The organism is Dyadobacter fanqingshengii, assembly GCF_023822005.2.
GTDB classification, from domain to species: Bacteria; Bacteroidota; Bacteroidia; order Cytophagales; family Spirosomataceae; genus Dyadobacter; species Dyadobacter fanqingshengii.
Window position 1 is genome coordinate 5,032,820 of the sequence record NZ_CP098806.1, and the last position, 22,282, is coordinate 5,055,101.

Annotated in this window: 19 protein-coding genes and 1 tRNA gene; all 20 read left to right on the forward strand. The window is 43.1% G+C overall.

The window, feature by feature from the left end:
• The first annotated feature begins 9 nt into the window (after nucleotides 1-9).
• The 20 genes from NFI81_RS21075 to NFI81_RS21170 all read left to right on the forward strand — a co-directional run bounded on the left by NFI81_RS21075 (nucleotide 10) and on the right by NFI81_RS21170 (nucleotide 22,282).
• Entirely contained in the window at nucleotides 10-519 is a 510-nt protein-coding gene (locus NFI81_RS21075; protein ID WP_234615152.1) for an HNH endonuclease, read from the forward strand.
• A gap of 197 nt (nucleotides 520-716) precedes the next feature.
• Nucleotides 717-2,543 (forward strand): 30S ribosomal protein S1, encoded by a 1,827-nt coding sequence (rpsA, locus tag NFI81_RS21080; protein WP_234615151.1) that lies wholly within the window; start codon nucleotides 717-719, stop codon nucleotides 2,541-2,543.
• An 82-nt stretch (nucleotides 2,544-2,625) separates the two neighbouring features.
• Nucleotides 2,626-2,699 (forward strand) — tRNA-Cys (locus NFI81_RS21085).
• A gap of 261 nt (nucleotides 2,700-2,960) precedes the next feature.
• Nucleotides 2,961-4,271: a c-type cytochrome gene (locus NFI81_RS21090; RefSeq protein ID WP_234615150.1), complete on the forward strand. Its 1,311-nt coding sequence runs from the start codon at nucleotides 2,961-2,963 to the stop codon at nucleotides 4,269-4,271.
• A gap of 46 nt (nucleotides 4,272-4,317) precedes the next feature.
• Nucleotides 4,318-7,413 carry a TAT-variant-translocated molybdopterin oxidoreductase gene (locus NFI81_RS21095; RefSeq protein ID WP_234615149.1) on the forward strand — a complete coding sequence of 1,032 codons (3,096 nt, stop codon included), beginning with the start codon at nucleotides 4,318-4,320 and terminating at the stop codon, nucleotides 7,411-7,413.
• A gap of 49 nt (nucleotides 7,414-7,462) precedes the next feature.
• Nucleotides 7,463-8,896, forward strand: coding sequence for an NrfD/PsrC family molybdoenzyme membrane anchor subunit (gene nrfD / locus NFI81_RS21100; RefSeq protein WP_234615148.1), 1,434 nt, complete (start codon nucleotides 7,463-7,465; stop codon nucleotides 8,894-8,896).
• A gap of 35 nt (nucleotides 8,897-8,931) precedes the next feature.
• Nucleotides 8,932-9,462 carry a DUF3341 domain-containing protein gene (locus NFI81_RS21105; RefSeq protein WP_234615147.1) on the forward strand — a complete coding sequence of 177 codons (531 nt, stop codon included), beginning with the start codon at nucleotides 8,932-8,934 and terminating at the stop codon, nucleotides 9,460-9,462.
• The gene (locus tag NFI81_RS21110) at nucleotides 9,462-10,085 is read left to right on the forward strand and encodes a c-type cytochrome (protein ID WP_234615146.1); all 624 of its coding nucleotides are present in this window, start codon (nucleotides 9,462-9,464) and stop codon (nucleotides 10,083-10,085) included. Before NFI81_RS21105 ends, NFI81_RS21110 begins: the two co-directional genes overlap by 1 nt.
• Nucleotides 10,086-10,118: 33 nt before the next feature.
• A complete protein-coding gene (locus NFI81_RS21115) occupies nucleotides 10,119-11,474 on the forward strand; it encodes a quinol:cytochrome C oxidoreductase (protein WP_234615145.1) in 1,356 nt (451 codons plus the stop codon).
• 21 nt (nucleotides 11,475-11,495) lie between these two features.
• On the forward strand, nucleotides 11,496-12,602 hold the full coding sequence (locus NFI81_RS21120; RefSeq protein ID WP_234615144.1) for a cytochrome c oxidase subunit II: 1,107 nt from the start codon (nucleotides 11,496-11,498) through the stop codon (nucleotides 12,600-12,602).
• 28 nt (nucleotides 12,603-12,630) lie between these two features.
• Complete coding sequence (locus NFI81_RS21125; RefSeq protein ID WP_234615143.1) at nucleotides 12,631-14,511, forward strand: cytochrome c oxidase subunit I; 1,881 nt, start codon at nucleotides 12,631-12,633, stop codon at nucleotides 14,509-14,511.
• A complete protein-coding gene (locus NFI81_RS21130) occupies nucleotides 14,489-15,514 on the forward strand; it encodes a COX15/CtaA family protein (protein WP_234615142.1) in 1,026 nt (341 codons plus the stop codon). Before NFI81_RS21125 ends, NFI81_RS21130 begins: the two co-directional genes overlap by 23 nt.
• 18 nt (nucleotides 15,515-15,532) lie before the next feature.
• On the forward strand, nucleotides 15,533-16,426 hold the full coding sequence (gene cyoE / locus NFI81_RS21135; protein WP_234615141.1) for a heme o synthase: 894 nt from the start codon (nucleotides 15,533-15,535) through the stop codon (nucleotides 16,424-16,426).
• A gap of 19 nt (nucleotides 16,427-16,445) precedes the next feature.
• Entirely contained in the window at nucleotides 16,446-17,033 is a 588-nt protein-coding gene (locus NFI81_RS21140) for a cytochrome c oxidase subunit 3 (RefSeq protein ID WP_234615140.1), read from the forward strand.
• 11 nt (nucleotides 17,034-17,044) lie between these two features.
• Entirely contained in the window at nucleotides 17,045-17,815 is a 771-nt protein-coding gene (locus tag NFI81_RS21145) for a cytochrome c oxidase subunit 3 (protein ID WP_234615139.1), read from the forward strand.
• Between the two features lie 29 nt (nucleotides 17,816-17,844).
• Entirely contained in the window at nucleotides 17,845-18,174 is a 330-nt protein-coding gene (locus tag NFI81_RS21150) for a cytochrome C oxidase subunit IV family protein (protein WP_234615138.1), read from the forward strand.
• A 9-nt stretch (nucleotides 18,175-18,183) separates the two neighbouring features.
• Complete coding sequence (locus NFI81_RS21155; protein ID WP_234615137.1) at nucleotides 18,184-18,813, forward strand: hypothetical protein; 630 nt, start codon at nucleotides 18,184-18,186, stop codon at nucleotides 18,811-18,813.
• A gap of 2 nt (nucleotides 18,814-18,815) precedes the next feature.
• On the forward strand, nucleotides 18,816-19,355 hold the full coding sequence (locus NFI81_RS21160; RefSeq protein ID WP_234615136.1) for a DUF420 domain-containing protein: 540 nt from the start codon (nucleotides 18,816-18,818) through the stop codon (nucleotides 19,353-19,355).
• Nucleotides 19,352-19,633: a CAMCR motif-containing small membrane protein gene (locus tag NFI81_RS21165; RefSeq protein ID WP_234615135.1), complete on the forward strand. Its 282-nt coding sequence runs from the start codon at nucleotides 19,352-19,354 to the stop codon at nucleotides 19,631-19,633. Before NFI81_RS21160 ends, NFI81_RS21165 begins: the two co-directional genes overlap by 4 nt.
• A gap of 132 nt (nucleotides 19,634-19,765) precedes the next feature.
• Nucleotides 19,766-22,282, forward strand: a complete 2,517-nt coding sequence (locus tag NFI81_RS21170; RefSeq protein ID WP_234615134.1) for a glycosyl hydrolase — start codon at nucleotides 19,766-19,768, stop codon at nucleotides 22,280-22,282.

Genomic DNA, 22,282 nt, shown 5'->3' on the forward strand with positions numbered 1-22,282 from the left:
CTAGGGCTCATGGGTAAAGTACTGGTTCTTAATCAAGATTATAGTGCGTTAAGTGTTTGCACGGTTCCAAAGGCGTTTTTATTAGTCTACATGAATAAGGCCGAAATGCTGGCCGAATCCCCGCGGCATTATCTCCGAACGGTCAACGATAAATATCCCATGCCCGTGGTGATCCGCCTCCACCGCTACATTCACATTCCGTACAGAGGCGTAGTAATGACCAGGCAAAATCTGTTCAAGCGGGACAGTAACCGATGTCAGTATTGCGGCACACACGATAATCTCACGTTAGACCACGTAATCCCAAAATCGAGAGGCGGTAAAACAACCTGGGACAATCTCGCCACCGCCTGCAAGCGCTGCAATTCAAGAAAAGGAGACCACACACCAGAAGAAGTTGGCATGCCCCTCCGCCAGCGCCCATTTCGCCCCTCATTCCTCATGTTTATCCGCGATTTTTCCGGTTTAGCCGATGATGAATGGCTTCCCTATCTAGGTGTTAAAGAAAGATCATATTGATTTTCTTCCCTGGATATCCTTCCAAAAGCTCTAATTCTTCGCATCTTTTGCTGATTTCGAAAAAAATCCTTTGTTACTGAGGAATTTATTTCGAAAACACGTACTTTTGCGCTCTATTTTTTCAAAAAATACTTGTTTAACTAATTTTCAGCTATTTAGCTCGGAAGCTGATGTACACAGAGCAGTAATTCCTATTTATGTCTAAGGAAATTCAACATCAACCTCTTCCTGATTTCGATTGGGATAAAGCAGCAGACAAAGGTTTCGGTACAGGTTATTCAACTGCGGACCGCGATCGTTTCGAACAAATGTATGAGACTACGATTTCTCCTGTTCAGGAAAAAGAAGTAGTAAAAGGTATTGTAGTAGGTATTACAGACAGGGAAGTAATCCTTAACATCGGTTTTAAATCTGATGGTATCGTTTCTTCCAATGAATTCCGCGATTTGCCAGGAATGAAAATTGGCGACGAAGTGGAAGTTTACGTAGAAAACCAGGAAGACGCTCAAGGTCAGCTTGTTCTTTCACGCAAAAAAGCCAAAGTTATTACTGCATGGGATAACATTCAGAAATCGTTTGACGAGGATGTGGTTATCGATGCTAACGTGAAAAGAAGAACTAAGGGTGGTCTTATTGTTGATATATTCGGCATCGAGGCTTTCTTGCCAGGTTCACAAATCGATGTTAAACCAATTCGCGATTTCGACATTTTTGTTGGAAAGCGTATGGAGGTTAAAGTTGTTAAGATCAATTACGCGAATGATAACGTAGTTGTTTCTCACAAAATATTGATCGAAAAAGATCTTGAAGCACAACGTCAGCAAATCTTGAACAACCTTGAAAAAGGTCAGGTTCTGGAAGGCGTTATCAAGAACATGACAAACTTCGGTGTGTTCATTGACCTTGGTGGTGTAGATGGTCTTCTTCACATTACGGATATCTCATGGGGTCGTATCAACCACCCATCTGACCTGCTTGCGCTGGATCAGAAATTGAACGTGGTTGTTCTTGACTTTGATGAAGAGAAAAAACGAATCTCTCTTGGCTTGAAACAACTTCAGTCTCACCCATGGGATTCTCTTGCAGAAGAAATCCAGGTTGGTTCGAAAGTTACAGGTCGTATCGTTAATGTTGCTGATTACGGCGCATTCCTTGAAATCAAACCAGGTGTTGAAGGTTTGATCCACGTTTCTGAAATGTCATGGTCTCAGCACCTGCGCAACCCTCAGGAATTCATGAACGTAAATGACGAAATCAGTGCAGTAGTATTGACACTGGATCGTAACGAGCGCAAAATGTCTCTTGGAATTAAGCAATTGACAGAAGATCCTTGGACACAAGCTTCGTTGAAAGACAAATATGCAATTGGAACACGTCACAAAGGTGTTGTGCGTAACCTTACCAACTTCGGCTTGTTCATCGAACTTGAAGAAGGAATTGACGGTCTTGTTCACGTATCTGACCTTTCATGGACTAAGAAAATCAAACATCCTTCAGACTTCGTGAAAGTAAATGACGAACTTGAAGTTGTTGTTCTTGAATTGGATGCGGACAACCGTCGTCTGGCTCTTGGTCACAAACAACTTGAAGAAAACCCATGGGATACTTTCGAAAGCATCTTTGAAGTGGGTTCTGTTCATAAATCTACGATCGTTGCAAAAGGTGATAAATTCGCAACACTTGAACTTCCTTACGGAATTGAAGGCGTTTCGGCTATTAAAAACCTGACGAAAGAAGATGGTACAGTGGCAGAGGTAGGTGAAAGCCTTGACTTCACTGTCCTTGAATTCTTGAAAGACGAGAAGAAAATCGTTCTTACGCATTCCAAAGTAACCAAAGCAGCGCCTGCTCCTGAGGAGAAGAAAGAAGACCGTCCTGCGAAAGTACAGTCGTCTGCTCCTGCAAAAAGCGCTCCTGTTGCGGATTCAACCAAAGAAGGTGAGAAATCTACTTTCGGAGACTTGAGCGTTCTTTCAGCATTGAAAGAGCAAATGGAAGAAAGCGAAAAGAAAGGAAAAAAGTAAAGAATATAGCGGAGTAGCGAATTTTTTTGATACTTTTGCACCCGGATTAGCTGCCAGCGCAAGCAGCAGCTAATCTAAATTTGGTTCCGTGGCCGAGTGGCTAGGCAGAGGTCTGCAAAACCTCGTACAGCGGTTCGAATCCGCTCGGAACCTCCAGTGCCTTAGAGAAATTGGCACACAAATTTATAGGAGAAAAATGCCATTTGTTTGAAACCTTGAAGCTGGTTTCCAAATGGCATTTTTTATTGCTAAGTATTTGATAATCAACGAAAATTTCGCCAGGCAGGCGAAGTTAAATCCGTGGGTAAATTAGACAAATTATAAATAAGATGGGCATCCAAAATATCCCCTAAATACTTTTGTGGATAAAAAATCGTGAACTAGTTTTGTCTGTTGAAGAATAATGAATAGTTGATTATGAATATACCATTCCGAAAGGACGCTAAGTTTTGTTCCTTCTTTAATTTCTCAAAAACATTTATAGCACTGATCGCAGTGGCTATATTATTAAGTGTACCTAACTTAATATATGCTCAGGACAGCACCGCTGCTGCCGGTGGAGCCGCCGCCGCCGCAGCGCCAGCAGGTGGGGGAGACGCTGCCAAAGGCGAAGCGCTATTTAAAAACAATTGCGCACAATGTCATGCTGTGACGGATGAACGCATTGTTGGTCCAGGTCTTAAAGGAGCAAGCGGTCGCCATGATTTTGCTTGGCTTGCCAAATGGGTTCGTAATTCCCAGGCTGTAATCGCTTCCGGCGATCCTTACGGCGTCAAAATTTACAATGAGTATTCAAAAGCCCAGATGACAAGTTTTCCTAATTTATCAGATGATGATATTAAAGGAATCTTCGCTTATGTAGATCAGGCTGGAACTGCTGCTCCTGCGGCAGCTGCTCCTGCGGGAGGTGGCGCAGCGGGTGGAAGTGCTTCTGCACAAGGCGGCGGTCCTTCGGATCTGTTCGTTATTGTTCTTGGAGCGCTGGTCGTTGTAATGTTGCTAGTTCTAGGTGTTCTGCTCGTAATTGTTTCATTACTTTCAAAAGCAGTTAGCGGCGAGGGAGGAGTTGTTGAAAAAGGAGATTTCATGGGTCGCCTTGGCAATTCATTAAAAAGAATCGCTTCCGATCCCGCCATTCGTTCGGCAACGATCTGGATCTTCGTACTGCTTGTTTTGAAGGCCACTTTGGACGGTGCGTATAGTGTTGGTGTTCAGCAAGGTTATGCGCCAAAACAACCGATTTCATTCTCGCACAAACTACACGCAGGAGAGTATAAGATTGACTGTAACTATTGCCACACTGGTGTTAACCGTGGTAAATCGGCGCACATTCCTTCTGCCAACATTTGTATGAACTGCCACGGCGTTATCAAAAAGGAGTCTCCTGAAATTCAGAAAATTTATACTTCTATTGAAAACAATCAGCCTATTGAATGGGTGAGGGTTCACAACTTGCCTGATCTGGCTTATTTCAATCACGCCCAGCACGTTAACGTAGGTGGACTTGAATGCCAGAACTGTCACGGCGAAGTTGAAAAAATGGAAGTGATCCAGCAACGCTCATCATTAACGATGGGATGGTGTATAGACTGTCACCGTAAAACGGAGGTAAATACAAAAGATAATAAGTACTACGATAAATTAGTACAGTTGCACGCTGGCGAAAGCAAAGAAGCATTAAAAGTTGCTGATATAGGTGGGTTGGAATGTTCTAAATGCCACTATTAATCAAAAAAATAATACCTGATACAACTCATTTGTATTGAATAGTTTTATGGAAAATACTAATAAAAGATACTGGCGGGGACTTGAAGAGCTGCGGAATGACGAGAAGTTTGTAAAAGGCGCGCGTTCAGAGTTTTCCGACGGACCTACCGAAAACCAATACGAAAGTTTGGTGGACGGAGCCGGAACCCATCGCCGAGATTTTTTGAAAGTGCTGGGTTTTGGAATGGCTGCAGTATCATTAGCAGCTTGCGAAGCACCTGTAAAGAAAGCAATACCTTACGTTAACAAGCCTGAAGGAGAATTTCCAACCATAGCAAACTGGTATGCCTCAACTTACGCCGAAGGCGGAGATTATGCGAGCATTCTGGTTAAAACACGCGAAGGGAGACCTGTTAAGATTGAACCCAATTCTCTTTCCAAGGCATCTTATGGTGTAAGCGCCCGTGTTCATGCTTCGCTTTTGGGACTATATGACAACGAAAAATTAAAAGGCCCTAAAAAGGGAGACGATACAAAAGTTAGCTGGGACACTGTTGACAAAGAAATCGTTGACCAACTGGGTAAGATAGCAGCACAAGGCGGAGCCATCAGAATTCTTTCATCTACTATCCTGAGCCCGTCTACAAAATCGGTTATCGCTGATTTTACTACAAAATATCCAACGACTTCGCACGTCATGTATGATGCGAATTCGTCTTCTGCGATTGTAAAAGGCAATGAGCTTTCATTTGGCAAAGCTGTTTTCCCTTCCTATGATTTTAGCAAGGCGAAAGTTATCGTCGGCATCGACGCCGATTTCCTTGGAACCTGGATTTCTCCCGACACATTCTCTGCGCAGTTTGCAGAAACACGCCGTGTGAGCAGCGACAAGGAAGGTAAAAAGGAAATGTCACGTCATTATCAATTTGAGTCTATTCTTTCAGTTACAGGCTCCAATGCAGATTATCGCTCGGCAGTCAAACCTTCGCAGCTTGGTCTTGTTGCGGCGGCTCTATATAATAAAGTTGCAGCTAAACTAGGCGGTGCTCCTGTTTCTACTGCTTCTTTTGAGGTTCCTAATCTTGACAAAGCGGCAGCAGAATTAGTTGCTGCAAAAGGACAATCACTGGTTGTGAGCGGCATTAATGATGCGTCTGTTCAAGTGGTTGTTAATGCATTAAACAGCTTGCTAGGAAGCTACGGAACGACCATTAACCTGGATAAGCCTGCTAATTATCGTCAAGGAAATGATGTGGCGATGAACAGCCTGATCGACGAAGTGAAAGGCGGAAAAGTGGCAGCGTTGATTTTATTCGGTGCTAATCCGGTTTACGATCACCCACGCGGAGCAGAATTGACTGCGGCTTTACCAAGAGTTGGCCTAAGCGTTTCATTCAATGATCGCGCAGATGAGACTTCTTCTTTACTAAAATACATTTGTCCGGCTCCACATTATCTGGAATCCTGGAATGACGCAGAACCAGTTGCTGGTTCTTACAGTCTTACACAGCCAGCGATCAGCCAGATTTTCAGTACACGCCAGGCGCAAGCCAGCTTGTTGAAATGGTCGGGATTAGCATCTGATTATCACGAATACATTAAGGCATATTGGAGAAAAAGTGTTTACACGCAAGGAGGAACAGGAGATTTTGAGAAATTCTGGATCAAGTCCCTTCACGATGGTGTGTATGATGCACCTGCTACAACAGCTGCTTCCGGAGCAACTTTCGCAGGAAATTTAAGCCAAGCAGCTTCTGGAATTGCCAAAAAATATAAAGCGTCGTCTACCGGAATAGAACTTGCCTTGTTCGAGAACATCGGTCTTGGTAACGGATACCATGCAAATAACCCATGGCTTCAGGAATTGCCGGAGCCGATAACCAAAGCATGCTGGGATAACCACGCATGTATTTCTCAGAAAACTGCCGCAGACCTTGGTTTTGCCCAGGGAGATGTGGTGAAAGTAGATATAAAAGGTAAGGCGGTTGAAGTGCCGGTAATTATTCAGCCAGGTCTGGCCAATGGCACAGTTGCCATTGCAATTGGATATGGTCGTGAAAAAGCCGGAAAATCTGCTAACGGCGTTGGAAAAAATGTGTATCCACTAGCCGCATTTGCAGATGGTTATTTGACATTTGCTCCGGGTGAAGCTACTGTTTCGAAAACTGGGGAGACGAGAGAAATTGCGCAGACTCAAACGCACAGCACGGTAATGAACCGTAAATCAGTTCTGCAAGAAACTGTTTTGGCTCATTTCCAGAAAGATCCGATGGCGGGCCGGTTTGTTCCGAAAATCCCGACATCTGATGGAGTCGTTGATGCGACAGATCTGTCTCTTTGGAATGGACATAAATATAAAAACCACTCATGGGGAATGGTCATTGACCTGAACACATGTTTTGGTTGTGGCTCATGCGTAATTAGCTGCCAGGCAGAAAACAACATTCCGGTTGTAGGACGTCAGGAAGTGATTAACAGTCGTGAAATGCACTGGCTACGTATTGACCGCTATTACAGCTCAGATGCAGATGTTGAAGATTTGAGAGGATTGGAAATCGCTTCTGAAAACCCGGAAGTTACATTCCAGCCAATGCTTTGCCAGCACTGTAACAATGCGCCTTGCGAAACGGTTTGTCCTGTTTTGGCAACTACGCACAGTTCGGAAGGGCTTAACCAAATGACTTATAACCGTTGCGTTGGAACAAGATATTGTGCAAACAACTGCCCTTATAAAGTACGTCGCTTCAATTGGTTCAAATATTTTGATAACGACAACTTTGATTACCACTTCAACAATGATTTAGGTAAAATGGTGATCAACCCTGACGTGACTGTACGTTCGCGGGGAGTTATTGAAAAGTGCTCCATGTGCGTTCACAGAATTCAAGATGCCAAACTGACTGCGAAGAAAGAAAGAAGACGCATTGTAGATGGAGAAGTAAATGTTGCCTGTGCTTCATCTTGCCCAACTAATGCAATCACTTTTGGTGACATGAACGATCCTGAAAGCAGAATTTCGAAATTGCTTGAAGTTGAGAAAGAAGGCCGTGCTTTCCACATGCTGGAAGAGATCAACGTTCGTCCTCAGATTTCTTACCTGACCAAGATTCGTAACAAAGACGCTGCTGCTGTTAAGGCTCTTGAGAAAAAGGAACACGCGTAATTTGAAAATAGAGTTTAAAGAAGATTAAATCATTATAAATTATAGTAGTATGCATGTTACTTCACCTGTAAGAGAACCACTGATCCAAGGTGGGAAAACGTACGCAGACGTAACGGAAGACATATGCCGGCATGTGGAAGGGCCACCAACAAAAGAATGGAAAATTGCTTTTGGGCTTTCTCTTATTGTTTTGGCCTATGGATCGGTTTGTCTTGCATGGACTTGGTGGGAAGGGCTTGGCGTATGGGGTCTTAACAAGACAGTTGGCTGGGCGTGGGATATCACAAACTTCGTTTGGTGGGTGGGTATCGGTCACGCCGGAACCCTGATCTCCGCGATCTTGCTTTTGTTCCGTCAGAAATGGAGAACATCTATCAACCGTGCAGCAGAAGCGATGACGATTTTCGCGGTTCTTTGCGCAGCATCATTTATTTTAATGCACATGGGCCGTCCCTGGATGGCATATTGGGCGCTTCCGCTTCCAAACGCATTCGGATCTCTTTGGGTTAATTTCAACTCACCGCTGGTTTGGGACGTATTTGCGATCAGTACATATTTTTCAGTTTCATTGGTATTCTGGTACATTGGTCTAATTCCTGACCTTGCTACGATCCGCGATCGTGCCACAAGCAAAGTTTCTCGCTTGATGTACGGAACATTCGCAATGGGATGGGATGGATCAGCAAAAACCTGGGCGCGTTACGAATATATCAGCTTAATTCTTGCGGGTCTTTCCACACCACTTGTACTCTCGGTTCACACAATTGTAAGTATGGACTTTGCAACGTCGGTTATTCCAGGATGGCATACAACCATTTTCCCTCCTTACTTCGTTGCAGGTGCGATTTTCTCAGGATTTGCAATGGTGCAAAACCTGATGCTGATCACCAGGGTCGTTTACAAACTTGAAGATTACATTACATTAGAGCACATTGAAACAATGAATAAGGTGATCACATTGACCGGTTCTGTGGTTGGTGTGGCTTATATCACTGAGTTCTTTATAGCATGGTATTCGGGAGTTGAATATGAATATTACGCATTCTTCAACCGTATGACCGGACCTTACTGGTGGGCATACTGGGCGATGATGACATGTAATGTAATTTCTCCACAGCTTTTCTGGTCGAGAAAGTTGCGCAGAAGCATCACTTTCACATTCTTTATTTCAGTAGTGGTAAACATTGGGATGTGGTTTGAGCGCTTCGTAATTATTGTTACATCGCTTCACCGTGACTATATTCCTTCAAGCTGGGCAATGTTCTCGCCAACTCGTTATGACATTGGTGACTACATTTTCTCTTTTGGATTATTCTTTACCTTGTTCCTTTTGTTCTCAAAATATCTGCCTGTTATAAATATGGCGGAGGTTAAGGCAGTAATCCGTTCAACTTCTGCTAACCTGCCCACAAAAATTGCAGGTGTAGCGAAGGTAAGACAACGCGGGACGGCTGAGCCGGCTTTTGATAAGGACAAAGAATAATATAGACTGACAGGTATTTTAATATAAGTATTGATATGGCAGAATTATCTGGTAAATATTTGGTCGGAGTTTACGACGATGACGATACTGTTCTTCATGCAGTGCCAAAGCTCAGAAAAGCAGGAGTGAAAATAAAAGAAGTGTATTCTCCTTTTCCGATTCACGGACTGGATGAAGCATTGGGTCACCCAAGAACGAGGATCGGGATTGCCGCATTCATGTTCGGTGTGACGGGATGTATTGTCGCGTTAACTTTGATGATCTGGACAATGGGAATTGACTGGCCGATGATCGTTGGTGGAAAAGATCCGATTTCGATTCCTAACTATATTCCTATCACTTTTGAGCTTACTGTGTTATTTACAGCATTTGGAATGGTAACAACATTCTTTATCTCAAATGGCCTGGGACCCGGTACTCACTTTCATCCGAGATTTGATGTGCGCTCAACAGATAACAAATTTGTAATGGCGATTGATCTGGGAAGAAATTCAATGTCAGAAGACGAGATATCAAGAGCGTTGAAAGACAGCGGAGCAGAAGAAGTCAACATTAAGCAATTTTAATGGAGTTTGAGAAAATGAAATTTAAAAATTTATATAAATATCTGTTAGTTGCTGGCGTAATCCTTACCGCTGCGGCTGGTTGTACAAGGGATCCTAATGATCCTGGTAAAGAGTATGCGCCGAATATGTATCTCCCTGTCGGTTATGAACCTTACAAACAGGAGAAAGCCAATCCCATTAATCCAATGGGCTTGACAATGAGATTGCCCGTCGCAGGAACAGTCGCAAGACGTAATTATCAGACATCCTTCGGACAAGCAGATTCTGCCAGTACTGATTTGATGGTTTATAACATTCCGGCTGATAGCATTGCCATTGCCGAGCGTGATTTGAAAAATCCGATCCCGTTAAATGAAAATACTTTGGCGGAAGGTAAAGTGCTTTACGAAAGATATTGCCAGCATTGCCATGGCGCAACCGGAGCCGGAGACGGGAAAGTTGCAGCGATGTATAAAGGGGTTCCTAATTACGCGAGCGACGCCTACAAAAATCTGAATGAAGGTCATATTTTCCACGTCATTACTCATGGAAAAGCACGTATGTGGCCGCATGGATCTCAGATCAATCCTGAGGAGCGCTGGAAAATTGTGCATTACGTACAAAAATTGCAGAAGGGAGCTTAATTACTTTTTGATAACAGAGAAATAAAATAAATAATGGCATCAGCACATTCGATTCCTTCTATTGAAGAACGGTTTGAATTTACATCGGGGGCTAAAAGAAATTTAATTATAGGCGGTGGCATTGGTGTTGCGCTAATAGTATTGGGTGCTTATTTAGCGGCTAATGGCGGAGGCGGACACGAAGCTGCGGCACATGGTGCAGAAGCAGCTGCCGCAGTAGGACACGGTGCAGCTGAACATGGAGCTGCCGGACACGAAGCCGCAGCAGCAACCGGGCATCATGAAGCCAACTGGGTAACCCGTATCTGGGCTAACCTTTGGGTGAATGGTGTTTATTTCACAGGTATGGCCGTTGTTGGAATGTTCTTTATTTCTTATAACTATCTGGCTCAGGCAGGATGGTCAGCAGTATTCAAAAGAGTGCCCGAAGCGATGCCAGCATTTTTACCTGTTACCGGCGTTGTAATGTTGTTAACGTTTTTCTTCGGTGGCCACGATCTTTTCCACTGGACACATGAAGGCCTTTACGAAGTAGGCGGACCAGAGTACGATCCGATTATTGCGGGTAAAAGAGGCTTTTTGAATACACCGTTTTTTGTCTTCAGGCTTGTATTTTACTTTGTTGTATGGTACGGAATGTGGCGGGTGATCCGTAATTTGTCTTTGAAAGAAGATGAAATCGGTGGGACTGAGTTTTACGAAAAATCGATCCGTTTCGGAACTGCGTTTTTGGTTGTATTTGGTGTTACATCTTCAACATCCGCATGGGATTTCGTCATGTCGATTGACACACACTGGTTTAGTACAATGTTTGGATGGTACACATTGGCAAGCTGGCATGTTGCTGGTCTGGCTGTGATCACACTGACTATTGTAATGTTAAGAGAGCGTGGATATTTGAGAGCAGTGAATTCGAGTCACCTTAGAGATTTAGGCAAGTTTGTATTTGCGTTTAGTATTTTCTGGACTTATGTGTGGTTTGCACAGTTTTTGCTAATCTACTATGCCAACTTACCGGAGGAAACGATCTACTTCTTGGAGCGTTTCAGAGGACACGATGGTATTTTTAAAGCGCCATTCTTTATTACATTGTTCTTAAATTTCTTCTTCCCATTCCTTGTCTTAATGACACGCGATGCGAAGTATACACATTCAATTCTTAAAGTGGCTTGCTGGAGTGTGATCATTGGTCATTATATGGATTTCTATACCAATATAATGCCGGGAACACTTGGGTCAAGTGCAGGGTTCGGTCCGTTGGAATGGGGATTTTTCCTTCTGTTTATTTGTGCGTTCGGTTATTCAATTGCAAGTCAGTTAGAAAAGGCAAATTTGATACCAAGGAATCATCCGATGTTGGAAGAATCATTGCATCACGATATAGCCTAATTGCAAATCCAGTTTATCATCATGAATATTATTATCGCATTAGTTGCTCTTGTTTTTCTGGTTCTCACAGGCGTTGTGATATCCAGGCTTCAGAATGTTCTTAAAAATGTAAATAAAACCGATTCGCCTGATGCGGAGCCGTCGGGCAACAAATGGAATGGGGCGATGTTTATCGTCATTCTGATAGGTGGCGCGATCAGCATTACCTGGTCATATCTTCATGCAAGAGAGTACTTTTTGCCTGAGGCATCGTCGATACACGGTCGCAGAACAGATGATTTGTTTTGGTTCTCAATGGGTATTTTGACAATTCCATTCATTATTGTCAATTTCCTGATTTTCTTCTTTGCATGGAAATATCAGCATAAGAAAAACCATCGCGCTTCATTTTATCCTGATAATCACCGATTAGAACTTATCTGGACAATTGTTCCTGCTATTGTAATGGCCCTTTTGGTATTTACGGGGTGGAAAGCATGGTCTGATATCACATCTGACGCACCGAGAGATGCAGAAGTTATTGAGATCACGGGAAAACAATTTAACTGGATCACTCGCTATGGCGGTGTGAGCGATAACAAACTGGGAGATTACAATTACAAGCTGATTGATTCTCAAAATGAGGTTGGTATAGATCTTTCGGATGAGAATTCATTTGATGATTTTACCAATCCAAGTGAAATGCATATTCCTGTTAATCGCCCTGTATTGTTGAAAATTCGGGCTAGGGATGTTTTGCACAGTGTATTTATCCCTCACATGCGTGTGAAAATGGATGCTGTTCCGGGAATGCCGACCAAATTTTGGTTTGTTGCGGACAAAACAACCGCTGATATGCGCGCTGAAACAGGGAATCAAAATTTTGATTATGAAATTGCTTGCACAGAAGTTTGCGGGCAAGGACACTTTTCAATGAAATTGCGGTTGATAGTAGAAGACGAAGCGTCTTATAAGAAATGGTGTGCTGAGCAAGCGACTTTCCTTCAAACTTATCCTGAGTATCTTGCAAAAGTGCCGGAGAATTTGAAAGCGAAGGCGATGAAATATGTGCCAGCCGAAGCGGCAACTCCTGCTGATAGTTCAGCAACTTCCACAGGAGGAGCAGGATCAAGTACGAGTCTACGCTAATTTGTTAATTTAAATACATTAAAAGTATATGTCAGCTATTGAAGGATTGGAAACAGCTCATCACCACGAAACCGAGCATGAACACCACCACGAAGCACAAAACTTTTGGCAGAAATATATATTTTGTGAAGACCACAAAGTTATAGCGAAGCAATATTTGATCACCGGGATTATGTGGGCGGTGATCGGGATTTCCATGTCTGTGATTTTTCGTATTCAATTAGGTTTGCCGGATTCTAATCTTTCCTGGCTTAAACCTGTATTGGGTGGCTGGATCAGTGACGCGGGTAAGTTAGACCCAAATTTTTACCTTGCTTTGGTTACCATGCACGGAACCATTATGGTGTTCTTTGTACTAACGGCTGGGTTGAGCGGAACATTTAGTAACTTCCTTATTCCGCTTCAAATTGGAGCGCGGGATATGGCATCTGGTTTCATGAACATGTTATCGTACTGGTTCTTTTTCCTTGCCAGTGTTATCATGTTTGCTTCGTTGTTTTTGCAAGCAGGACCAGCAGCCGGTGGTTGGGTAATTTATCCGCCATTGAGTGCTTTGCCTCAGGCACACCCAGGCTCAGGAATGGGTATGACGCTTTGGCTGGCAAGTATGGCACTTTTTATTGTGTCTCAGCTTTTGGGAGGTATTAACTACATTACTACGGTTATCAACTTGCGTACCAGAGGAATGTCATTCGACCGTCTTCCACTGACGATCTGGTCTTTCCTGATCACGGCGGTTTTGGGTCTGATATCTTTCCCGGTTCTTTTGTCATCCGTATTACTGTTGATTTTCGACCGTCATTTCGGGACTAGCTTTTATCTTTCCGACATTTATATCAATGGTGAAGCGCTGCCAAACGTTGGTGGTAGCCCGATCTTGTTCCAGCATTTGTTCTGGTTCTTAGGACACCCTGAGGTTTACATTGTATTGTTACCAGGACTTGGTATCACTTCTGAAGTTATTGCTACCAACTCACGCAAGCCGATCTTCGGTTACCGTGCGATGATCGCATCCATGTTAGGTATTGCATTCCTTGCATTTATCGTGTGGGCTCACCATATGTTTGTTACAGGTATGAATCCATTCCTTGGATCTGTATTTATGTTCCTTACATTGATTATTGCCGTTCCATCTGCCGTGAAAGGATTTAACTATATTACAACACTTTGGAAGGGAAACATTGTTTTCACGCCCGGAATGTTGTTCTCTATTGGTCTTGTTTCATTGTTTGTATCCGGTGGTTTAACGGGGATTATCCTTGGAAACAGTGCACTTGATATTCAACTTCACGACACTTACTTCGTTGTAGCCCACTTTCACCTTGTAATGGGAGCTGCGTCTGCATTCGGACTTTTTGCAGGGGTTTATCACTGGTTCCCTAAGATGTTCGGTAGAATGATGAATACGACATTGGGTCAGATTCACTTCTGGTTGACGTTCATTGGTATCTATCTTGTATTTATCCCAATGCACTACGTTGGTATCGCAGGTTTCCCCCGCAGATATTACCAGTTCACCAGCTACGACTTTACGCATAAGTTCATGGATATGAACATGTTCATCTCTGTTGCTGCGATCTTATCGTTCCTGGCGCAGTTTATTTTCCTATGGAACTTCTTTTACAGCATTTTCAAAGGAAGAAGAGCGCCGCAAAATCCTTGGAATTCCAATACATTGGAATGGACAACGCCGATCAATCCTGGACATGGAAACTGGGTTGGAGAAATCCCTGCCGTTTACCGCTGGTCGTATGATTACAGTAAGCCAGGAGCGAAAGAAGATTTCATCCCACAAAACATACCATATTCTCAAACACTGGAATCAAACTTCCCGCATGAGAATGAACTGATAGCCACAGAAAAGGCGATTGAGTCACAAAATTATAATGACCAGTTCAACGCACATTGATATCAAGGCCAACCGGCGTTTTCGTCGGTTGGCCTTGAATACTGTCATTGTACTCTATTTTCTTATTATAGCGGGTGGGGTAGTGAGGAGCACGGGTGCTGGGATGGGTTGCCCGGACTGGCCCAGATGCTTTGGAAGATGGGTTCCGCCAACTGAAGTTTCGCAGTTACCAGCCAATTATAAGGAGCTTTACGGCGCAAAGCTTAAAGGTGAGATTGAATTTAATCCTGTTAAGACCTGGATTGAATATGTGAACAGACTTCTGGGCGCTTTTACAGGAGTAATGATCTTTCTGACCCTGCTAGCCTCTATTCCTTTTCTCAGATCCGGCAACAAGCGTATTTTTTATTACAGTTTGTCAGCGTTCATTTTGGTGGGATTTCAGGGGTGGCTGGGAGCCAAGGTTGTGTCCTTTGAATTGCTGCCAATTGTTGTTACGCTCCATATGCTGTTGGCTATTGTGATCGTATTTCTGCTCTTGTATCTTTTCACGTGGTCGGCTTACGCTGGCAATATTTTGCAGTTGAAAGAGTCGAGTAAGAAGGCAATTGGAGGGATTGGAGTTGTAGTTATTACATTGTCGCTGATACAGATCTTACTTGGAACACAGGTTAGGGAAGCAATGGATGAAGTGATTCAGAAATTGGGTTATCAGGCAAGGAGTGAATGGATCGATGAATTGGGCTTGAATTTCTACATACATCGGTCGTTTTCAATTCTTGTGTTTGTTGTAAATCTTTATTGGATTAACAAGATTTTTAAAGCAGAGGGCAAGGGATCGATAGCTGGGAAGATAGCCATTGCATGTTTTTGGATATTGATCCTTGAAATTGGAACGGGCATATTAATGGCCTATTTTGGCGTTCCGCCTTTTGCACAGCCATTGCATTTAACATTTGCGATCCTATTGATCGGGCTGCAATTTGTGATTTGGTTAGTAGTAAATGGGAAAAAGTATTTGAAGTATTCGTCAGATATTCGGTTAGCGAAAAGTACGATTTAGAAATAAATAATTGTAGTAATGATATCAGCTGAGGGAAGCTTAGGAGGCGTTGGGAAGATTAGAGAGAGAATAGGCGTTTTATTTGAGTTGCTAAAATTCAGGCTGGCATCGCTGATTGCATTTTCGGGTGCGATGGGTTACTGCCTGGGTGCGAAGGAAGTTGAAACAGGAAAACTGGTACTTTTTATCATTGCATCCATAGGCATTACAGGGGCAGCCAACATTATCAACCAAATTCTGGAAAAGGATTTTGATAAATTGATGAAAAGGACCACTAACCGACCATTACCGAGCGGAAGGATTACAGTGGATCAGGCAATTATCTGGGCTGTGTTTTTAGGCATAACGTCACTGGCGATATTTGTGTTGATATTCAACCTTAGCACAGGATTGATTTCGCTGTTATCGTTGGTTCTTTACGGTTTCGTTTACACACCTTTAAAAAGAGTTGGTCCGATAGCCGTTTTTGTAGGCGCTTTTCCAGGCGCATTTCCTCCAATGATTGGCTGGGTTGCAGCTACAAATCACTTTGGATTGGAGCCGGGCATTTTGTTTGCTATTCAATTTTTTTGGCAATTCCCACATTTCTGGGCTATTGCTTGGGTGCTTGACGAAGATTATAAGAGAGCAGGGTTCAAATTGCTTCCTGCCAATGGCTTGAAAGACGTTAATACGACTTTGCAAATAATGATTTATACCGTATTCCTGCTGCCCATTGGCTGGTTGCCATACGAATTGGGTATGACGGGAATCAATTCGGCTTTTGTCGCTACGGTATTTGGCGTTCTGTTTTTGGCTCAGACTTTCCACTTAATGCGCACTTGCACGGATAAAACGGCAAAGCAATTGATGTTCGGATCGTTCATATATTTGCCAATTGTGCAGATCGCCTTTTTGTTGGATAAATTGTGAAAATGAAAAATTAGTGAAAATGGAAAGTGTTCAGCAGTATAAAGTAGATAAAGAACCTCAGGCAACATTGGCTATGGACCCAATGAAGTTTATCCTGTGGTTATTTTTGGTTAGCATTATCATGTTATTTGCTTCTCAGTGCAGCGCATATCTGGTGAGAAGAGCCGAAGGGAACTGGCTTGAGTTTGCAATGCCTAAGATTTTCTGGTATAGCACCGGCGTTCTCCTGATGAGCAGTGCCGCAATGCAATGGGCTTTCTTTTCGGCAAAAAAAGATCAGTTCAAACAATTGAAAATAGCAATTTCTATTACTTTTGTACTTGGTCTGGCGTTCCTTTGGATGCAGTTTGAGGGATGGAAAGAGCTGGTTGCGATGAATGTTTATTTCGTTGGAAACCCTTCTGGTTCGTTTTTTTACGTGTTTACCGGATTGCACGGTTTCCATATTATCAGCGGGTTGATTGTTTTGCTTTATTCGCTGACAGCTGCATTTAAGTTGAAAGTGCATGCAAAGAATCTAAGACGTATTCAGATCTGTGCCACATATTGGCATTTTCTAGATTTACTTTGGTTATATCTTTTTGTTTTTTTATTGACTTTTAATTAATACTTTTTTCAATGGCTGCAAATGTAACAACACCTGGCGCGGTAGAACCCAAAATGTGGATGGGGGGAATTGAGCCTATGAAAGCAAGTTATGGTAAACTGATGATGTGGTTTTTCCTTATCTCAGATACCTTCACTTTCTCAGCCCTACTCGTTGCGTACGGTACAGCGCGGTTCAGCTTTCCGGCTTTTTCGGGAGATGTAGCTGATTTTACATTTTCAAACATGTATTGGCCTATTCCTGAGAAGGTTTATGAGGCAGTGCCTTTCCTTCACGGAATTTCCCTTCCCCTCGTTTTTGTTGGAATTATGACCTTTATTTTGATCGCGAGCAGCGTGACAATGGTGCTTGCCGTAGAAGCAGGACACCGTATGGATCGTGCGAATGTTGAAAAATATATGCTCTGGACAATCCTGGGAGGATTTACATTCTTAGGCTGCCAGGCTTGGGAGTGGGCTCACTTTATCCATGGTACGGACACTGGAAGTGTAATGAAAGTTATTGAAAACGGCACTTGGGTTGATAAAACAATATTCGGTGCAAACTTGACGGAAAATCAATACGGCCCTCCCGCATTTGCTGACTTCTTTTTCTTTATTACTGGTTTCCACGGAACGCACGTTTTTAGCGGTGTTATTCTGAATATTCTGATTTTCTTCCGTACAGCAACCGGTTTTTACGATAAGAGAGGAAGCTATGAAATGGTTGAGAAAGTAGGACTTTACTGGCACTTTGTAGATTTGGTGTGGGTATTCGTATTTACATTCTTTTATCTGGTTTAAATCATCCAATAATATTAATTCCTAATCAAATGTCGGAAGTACACCATATTCATAACCAGGATCCAAATGCAGGCGCTGAGCAACGCAAAGCAATCTGGAAAACTTTTTGGATTCTCCTTGTATTAACAGCAGTCGAATTCCTTATTGCTTTTACAGTTCCTCACGGAATTTTGAAAATCACCATTTTCATCGTGATGACAATAGTTAAGGCGTTTTATATTGTTGGAGAATTCATGCACTTAAAGCATGAAACCAAGTCACTGATCTGGTCTATTATGGTTCCCATCATATTTGTTGCCTGGTTGATATTGGCGCTTATGCTTGAAGGAAACGCAATTTTTGAGGCCATTTTTGATTAAGTAGTTCGCATGAAGAATTTTCCCAAGGCCGGATTACTGATCGTAACATTAGTAATACCGGCTTTGATTTTTGTAATGCTCAGGCTTTTCGCAACCAACCATTATGATCTTCCTTATTTTAATCCGCAGGTGGGTGGTGATGGAAAAGTGGTCATTGTTAATGGGGATACTGTTTTTCAAAAACGAGAAACATTGCAACTGGCCTCGGGAGATTATAAGCTTGGAAATGAGATCTCGGTAATCAGTTTTTTGCCAAAGGATTGCTCAGATACGTGCAAACTTGTATTGTCCAACCTGAAAAGGATTTATGACATGCGCAGCGAAGCGAATAGCTTAATCATTAAGACACTCTCGGAAGACAGTGTTCTGACGTCGTCAGCATATCCTGACGAATTGGGAAAGGAAGGTTGGGGAACATTACGAGTTACTAATACAGAAGCGGGCAACATCCTGAATGTCGAATCTGCTTCTTGGAAAGGGAAAGCTGAACTTTATCCTATTGAAAGCAGGTTAGTGTTGATAGACGGCAATGGTTACACAAGAGGTTTTTATGACGGTGCCGACCCTGAAGAAATTGATCGCCTGATGGCGGAAGTGAAGATTTTGAATTACGAGAATAAAGCGAGTGCGAATCCATAATTATGGCAACAGTAGTCTTAGAAAAAAAACCGAAATACGAACGCATTATCAACATTCTGGCGATTGTAATTCCAATTGCAGTTGCCGCTCTTTTGGGAATTCGGCAGAAAGTTGAATTAGGTGCATGGACAAAAGTGCTTCCTCACGTTATCGGTGTTATCAATACGCTGACAGCAATCTTTTTGATTGCGGGATTTTATTTTGTCAAAAACAATAACATTAGTGCGCACCGGAAAGCTATGACAGGTGCATTCCTGTTGGGCGCTGTGTTTTTGGTTTGTTACATTTTGTACCACATTTCAAATAAATCAACGCCTTTCGGTGGTGAAGGGTTTGTAAGGCCGATCTATTACTTTTTACTGATTTCGCACATTACATTGTCGATCGTGGTCGTTTGGTTTGTATTGCGTGCCGTGTATTTTGGTTATACCAATCAGATTATCGAACATAGGAAAGCAGTAAAATGGGCTTTGCCGATCTGGCTTTACGTGAGTATCAGTGGCGTTGTGGTTTACCTGATGATTAGTCCCTATTACGTATGAAAAATTTTAAGATAATATTCGGTTTCATAATGCTGTTTGTGCTTTCGGGCGTAGATGTTTGGGCCCAGTGTGCCATGTGCCGCGGATCAGTAGAGAGTTCTATGGGAAATGGCAGGAACAATGTTGGAGTCGGGCTTAACACCGGGATCATGTTTCTTTTTGTAATGCCGTACTTGCTGGTAGCCGTGATTGGTTATCTGTGGTATCGAAACAGCAAGAAGAATCTGCAAGAGCGACAATTTATTGCCTCCCGTGTGAAGCAAGCTTATCAAGGCTGAGAATCAAAATAATTTTATATAAAGCGAAGCAGCGATCTGTTTCGCTTTTTTTGTGACTTGATTGCAACGTTAATAATGTCATTTTGAGGCGTAGATCTGTAATTTGAAGCCTTTAATGAGAAACCCGGATCTATGCGACTGATACTTTTTCTTCTACTGTTCCTGAATGGCGCATTAGCAAATGCACAGGCAATTTCTACCTCCAAACCGTGGACTTTCTGGTGGTGGATGGGCAGCGCGGTGAATAAAAAGGATATTACGGTGCAATTGGAATACTTTCAAAAATCGGGAGTAGGCGGTGTCCACATTATCCCAATCTATGAAGTGAAAGGTTATGAATCGCAATCCGTCCCTTTCCTGACTCCGCAGTGGCTGGATTTGGTGCAGCATACAGTTCGCGAAGGCAAGCGATTGGACCTCGGCGTGGATTTGACCACAGGAACGGGTTGGCCGTTTGGCGGTCCAAATGTTACACCGGAGTTGGGGGCCAAGAATATGACAGTCAAAAACAACGAATTGTCAATTCAGCCGACCAAGCAAAAAGTGAAACGGGCTGCGCCGGGCGGAGAGGGCTTAGTCCTTGATCCGTTTCATGCAACCGCCATGTCACGTTATCTCACAAGATTTGATTCCGCTTTTGCTCGCAAGAAAGACTTGCCTCGCTCTATGTACAATGATTCCTACGAAGCATATGGCGCTAACTGGACGGATGATTTTTTAGAGGAATTTAAAAAAAGACGCGGTTACGAACTGGGTGAAAATCTAGCATTACTGACGGATTCAACTGGAAAAGCAGGCTCTGAACTGGTTCGGATCGATTACCATCAAACATTATCCGAGTTACTTAGAGAGCGGTACGCAAAGCCCTGGACAGATTGGAACACCAAACACGGTTTTCTAACGCGATATCAAGCGCACGGTTCCCCGGGGAATCTGTTGGATCTGTACGACGCTGCGGACATTCCGGAAACCGAGTCTTTCGGAACCAGCCGCTTTTCCATCCCCGGACTTCGCATTGATCCGGATTATTCCATCGACCAGTTTGGGACGCCTGATCCTTTGGCGATGAAGTTTGCATCATCCGCCGCGCATTTTTCTGGTAAGAAACTGGTGAGTTCAGAAACCGGAACGTGGCTTGCTAATCATTTCAAAGTCTCGCTATCGCAGGTCAAGCCGCAGATCGACGAGCTTTTCACTGCGGGTATTAATCATATTTTCTACCATGGGAGCACTTACTCGCCTGTGCAAGAGCCATATCCGGGATGGCTATTTTATGCTTCAACCAACTTTGGATCGACCTCACATTTTGCTGAGCACTTTTCGTTGCTGAATAAATACGTACAGCGCTGTCAGGAACTGCTTCAAAATAGCAAGTCGGATAATGATGTGCTGGTCTATTTCCCTATTCATGATCTTTGGGCGACGAAGGCCAAGTCTTCCGGCAATGTGCATTTATTGGAAGTGCATCATGTCGATCGCTGGTTGTTGGATCTTCCTTTTGGTAAGCTCACCCAACAGCTTTGGAAAAAGGGTTTTGGTTTTGATTATGTTTCGGATTTGCAGCTTAGCCGCTTAAAATTGGATGGCAATGGTAATCTCACAAGCGGAAATGCGGTTTACAAATCCCTCATCATTCCCGTAAGCACTTACATGCCCGAAGAAACATTAAATGAATTGCAACGATTGGCAGCAAAAGGAGCGAAAATCATTTTCCAAAATCATTTCCCCGAAAAAGCAACGGGTTATTCCACTGGTCCCGAAAAGCAAAGCAGCTTCCTGGATGAATTAACAAAGCTAAAAAAAGAGAAGAATGTCCGTGTTTCCGATGATTTTGAGAAAGAACTGATTGCCAGCGGGGCACTACGGGAATCGTTTGCCGAAGAGGGCTTGACATTTATTCGTAAAAAAACACAGGATAATAAACGGCTTTATTTTGTCGCGAATTTAGGTGATCATTTTAAGGAAGGTTGGGTTAAGGTTAACATTACTGGGGCATTTGAAAAACTTGATGCATTGGATGAAGAGGCTTCCTGGGAACCACTTTCACGAAATGGATCGTCGATTTACTTAAAACTTTTGCCTGGGCAGTCATGCTTTTTAAGAGAATCGGTCAAGGATGCTGGACCTGAGCAGCACAGCATTGCAAACAAGGAACTTGAAATTAAAGGCAATTGGAATCTTCAATTTTTAAAAGGCAGGCCTTCGATTCCAGCAACCGCAAACCTCAATGAGCTTAAAACCTGGACGAGCTTGTCGGACTCAGCCGTTTATTTTTCAGGAACCGCCAGATATGAAATTCACTTCGATTGTCCGGATAACGTGTTGAAAAGCGGGCTGAAAATCCTGGATCTTGGCGATGTAAGAGAAGTGGCGGCAGTTAAGCTGAATGGCAAGCCCATAGGAACAGCATGGAGCATTCCATTTCAATTAAGTATTTCTGACAAACTCAAAGCGAAGGATAATGTGCTCGAAATTGAAGTGACCAATCTTTCCGCCAACTACATGCGCCTCAGGGACACACAGAAACCCGATTGGAAAAAATTTCATGACATTAACATTGTCGATATCACTTACAAAAAGTTTGACGCGACAAAATGGGAACCTATGCCATCGGGTTTGTTGGGGCCGGTGAAGATCCTTTTTCGTTAA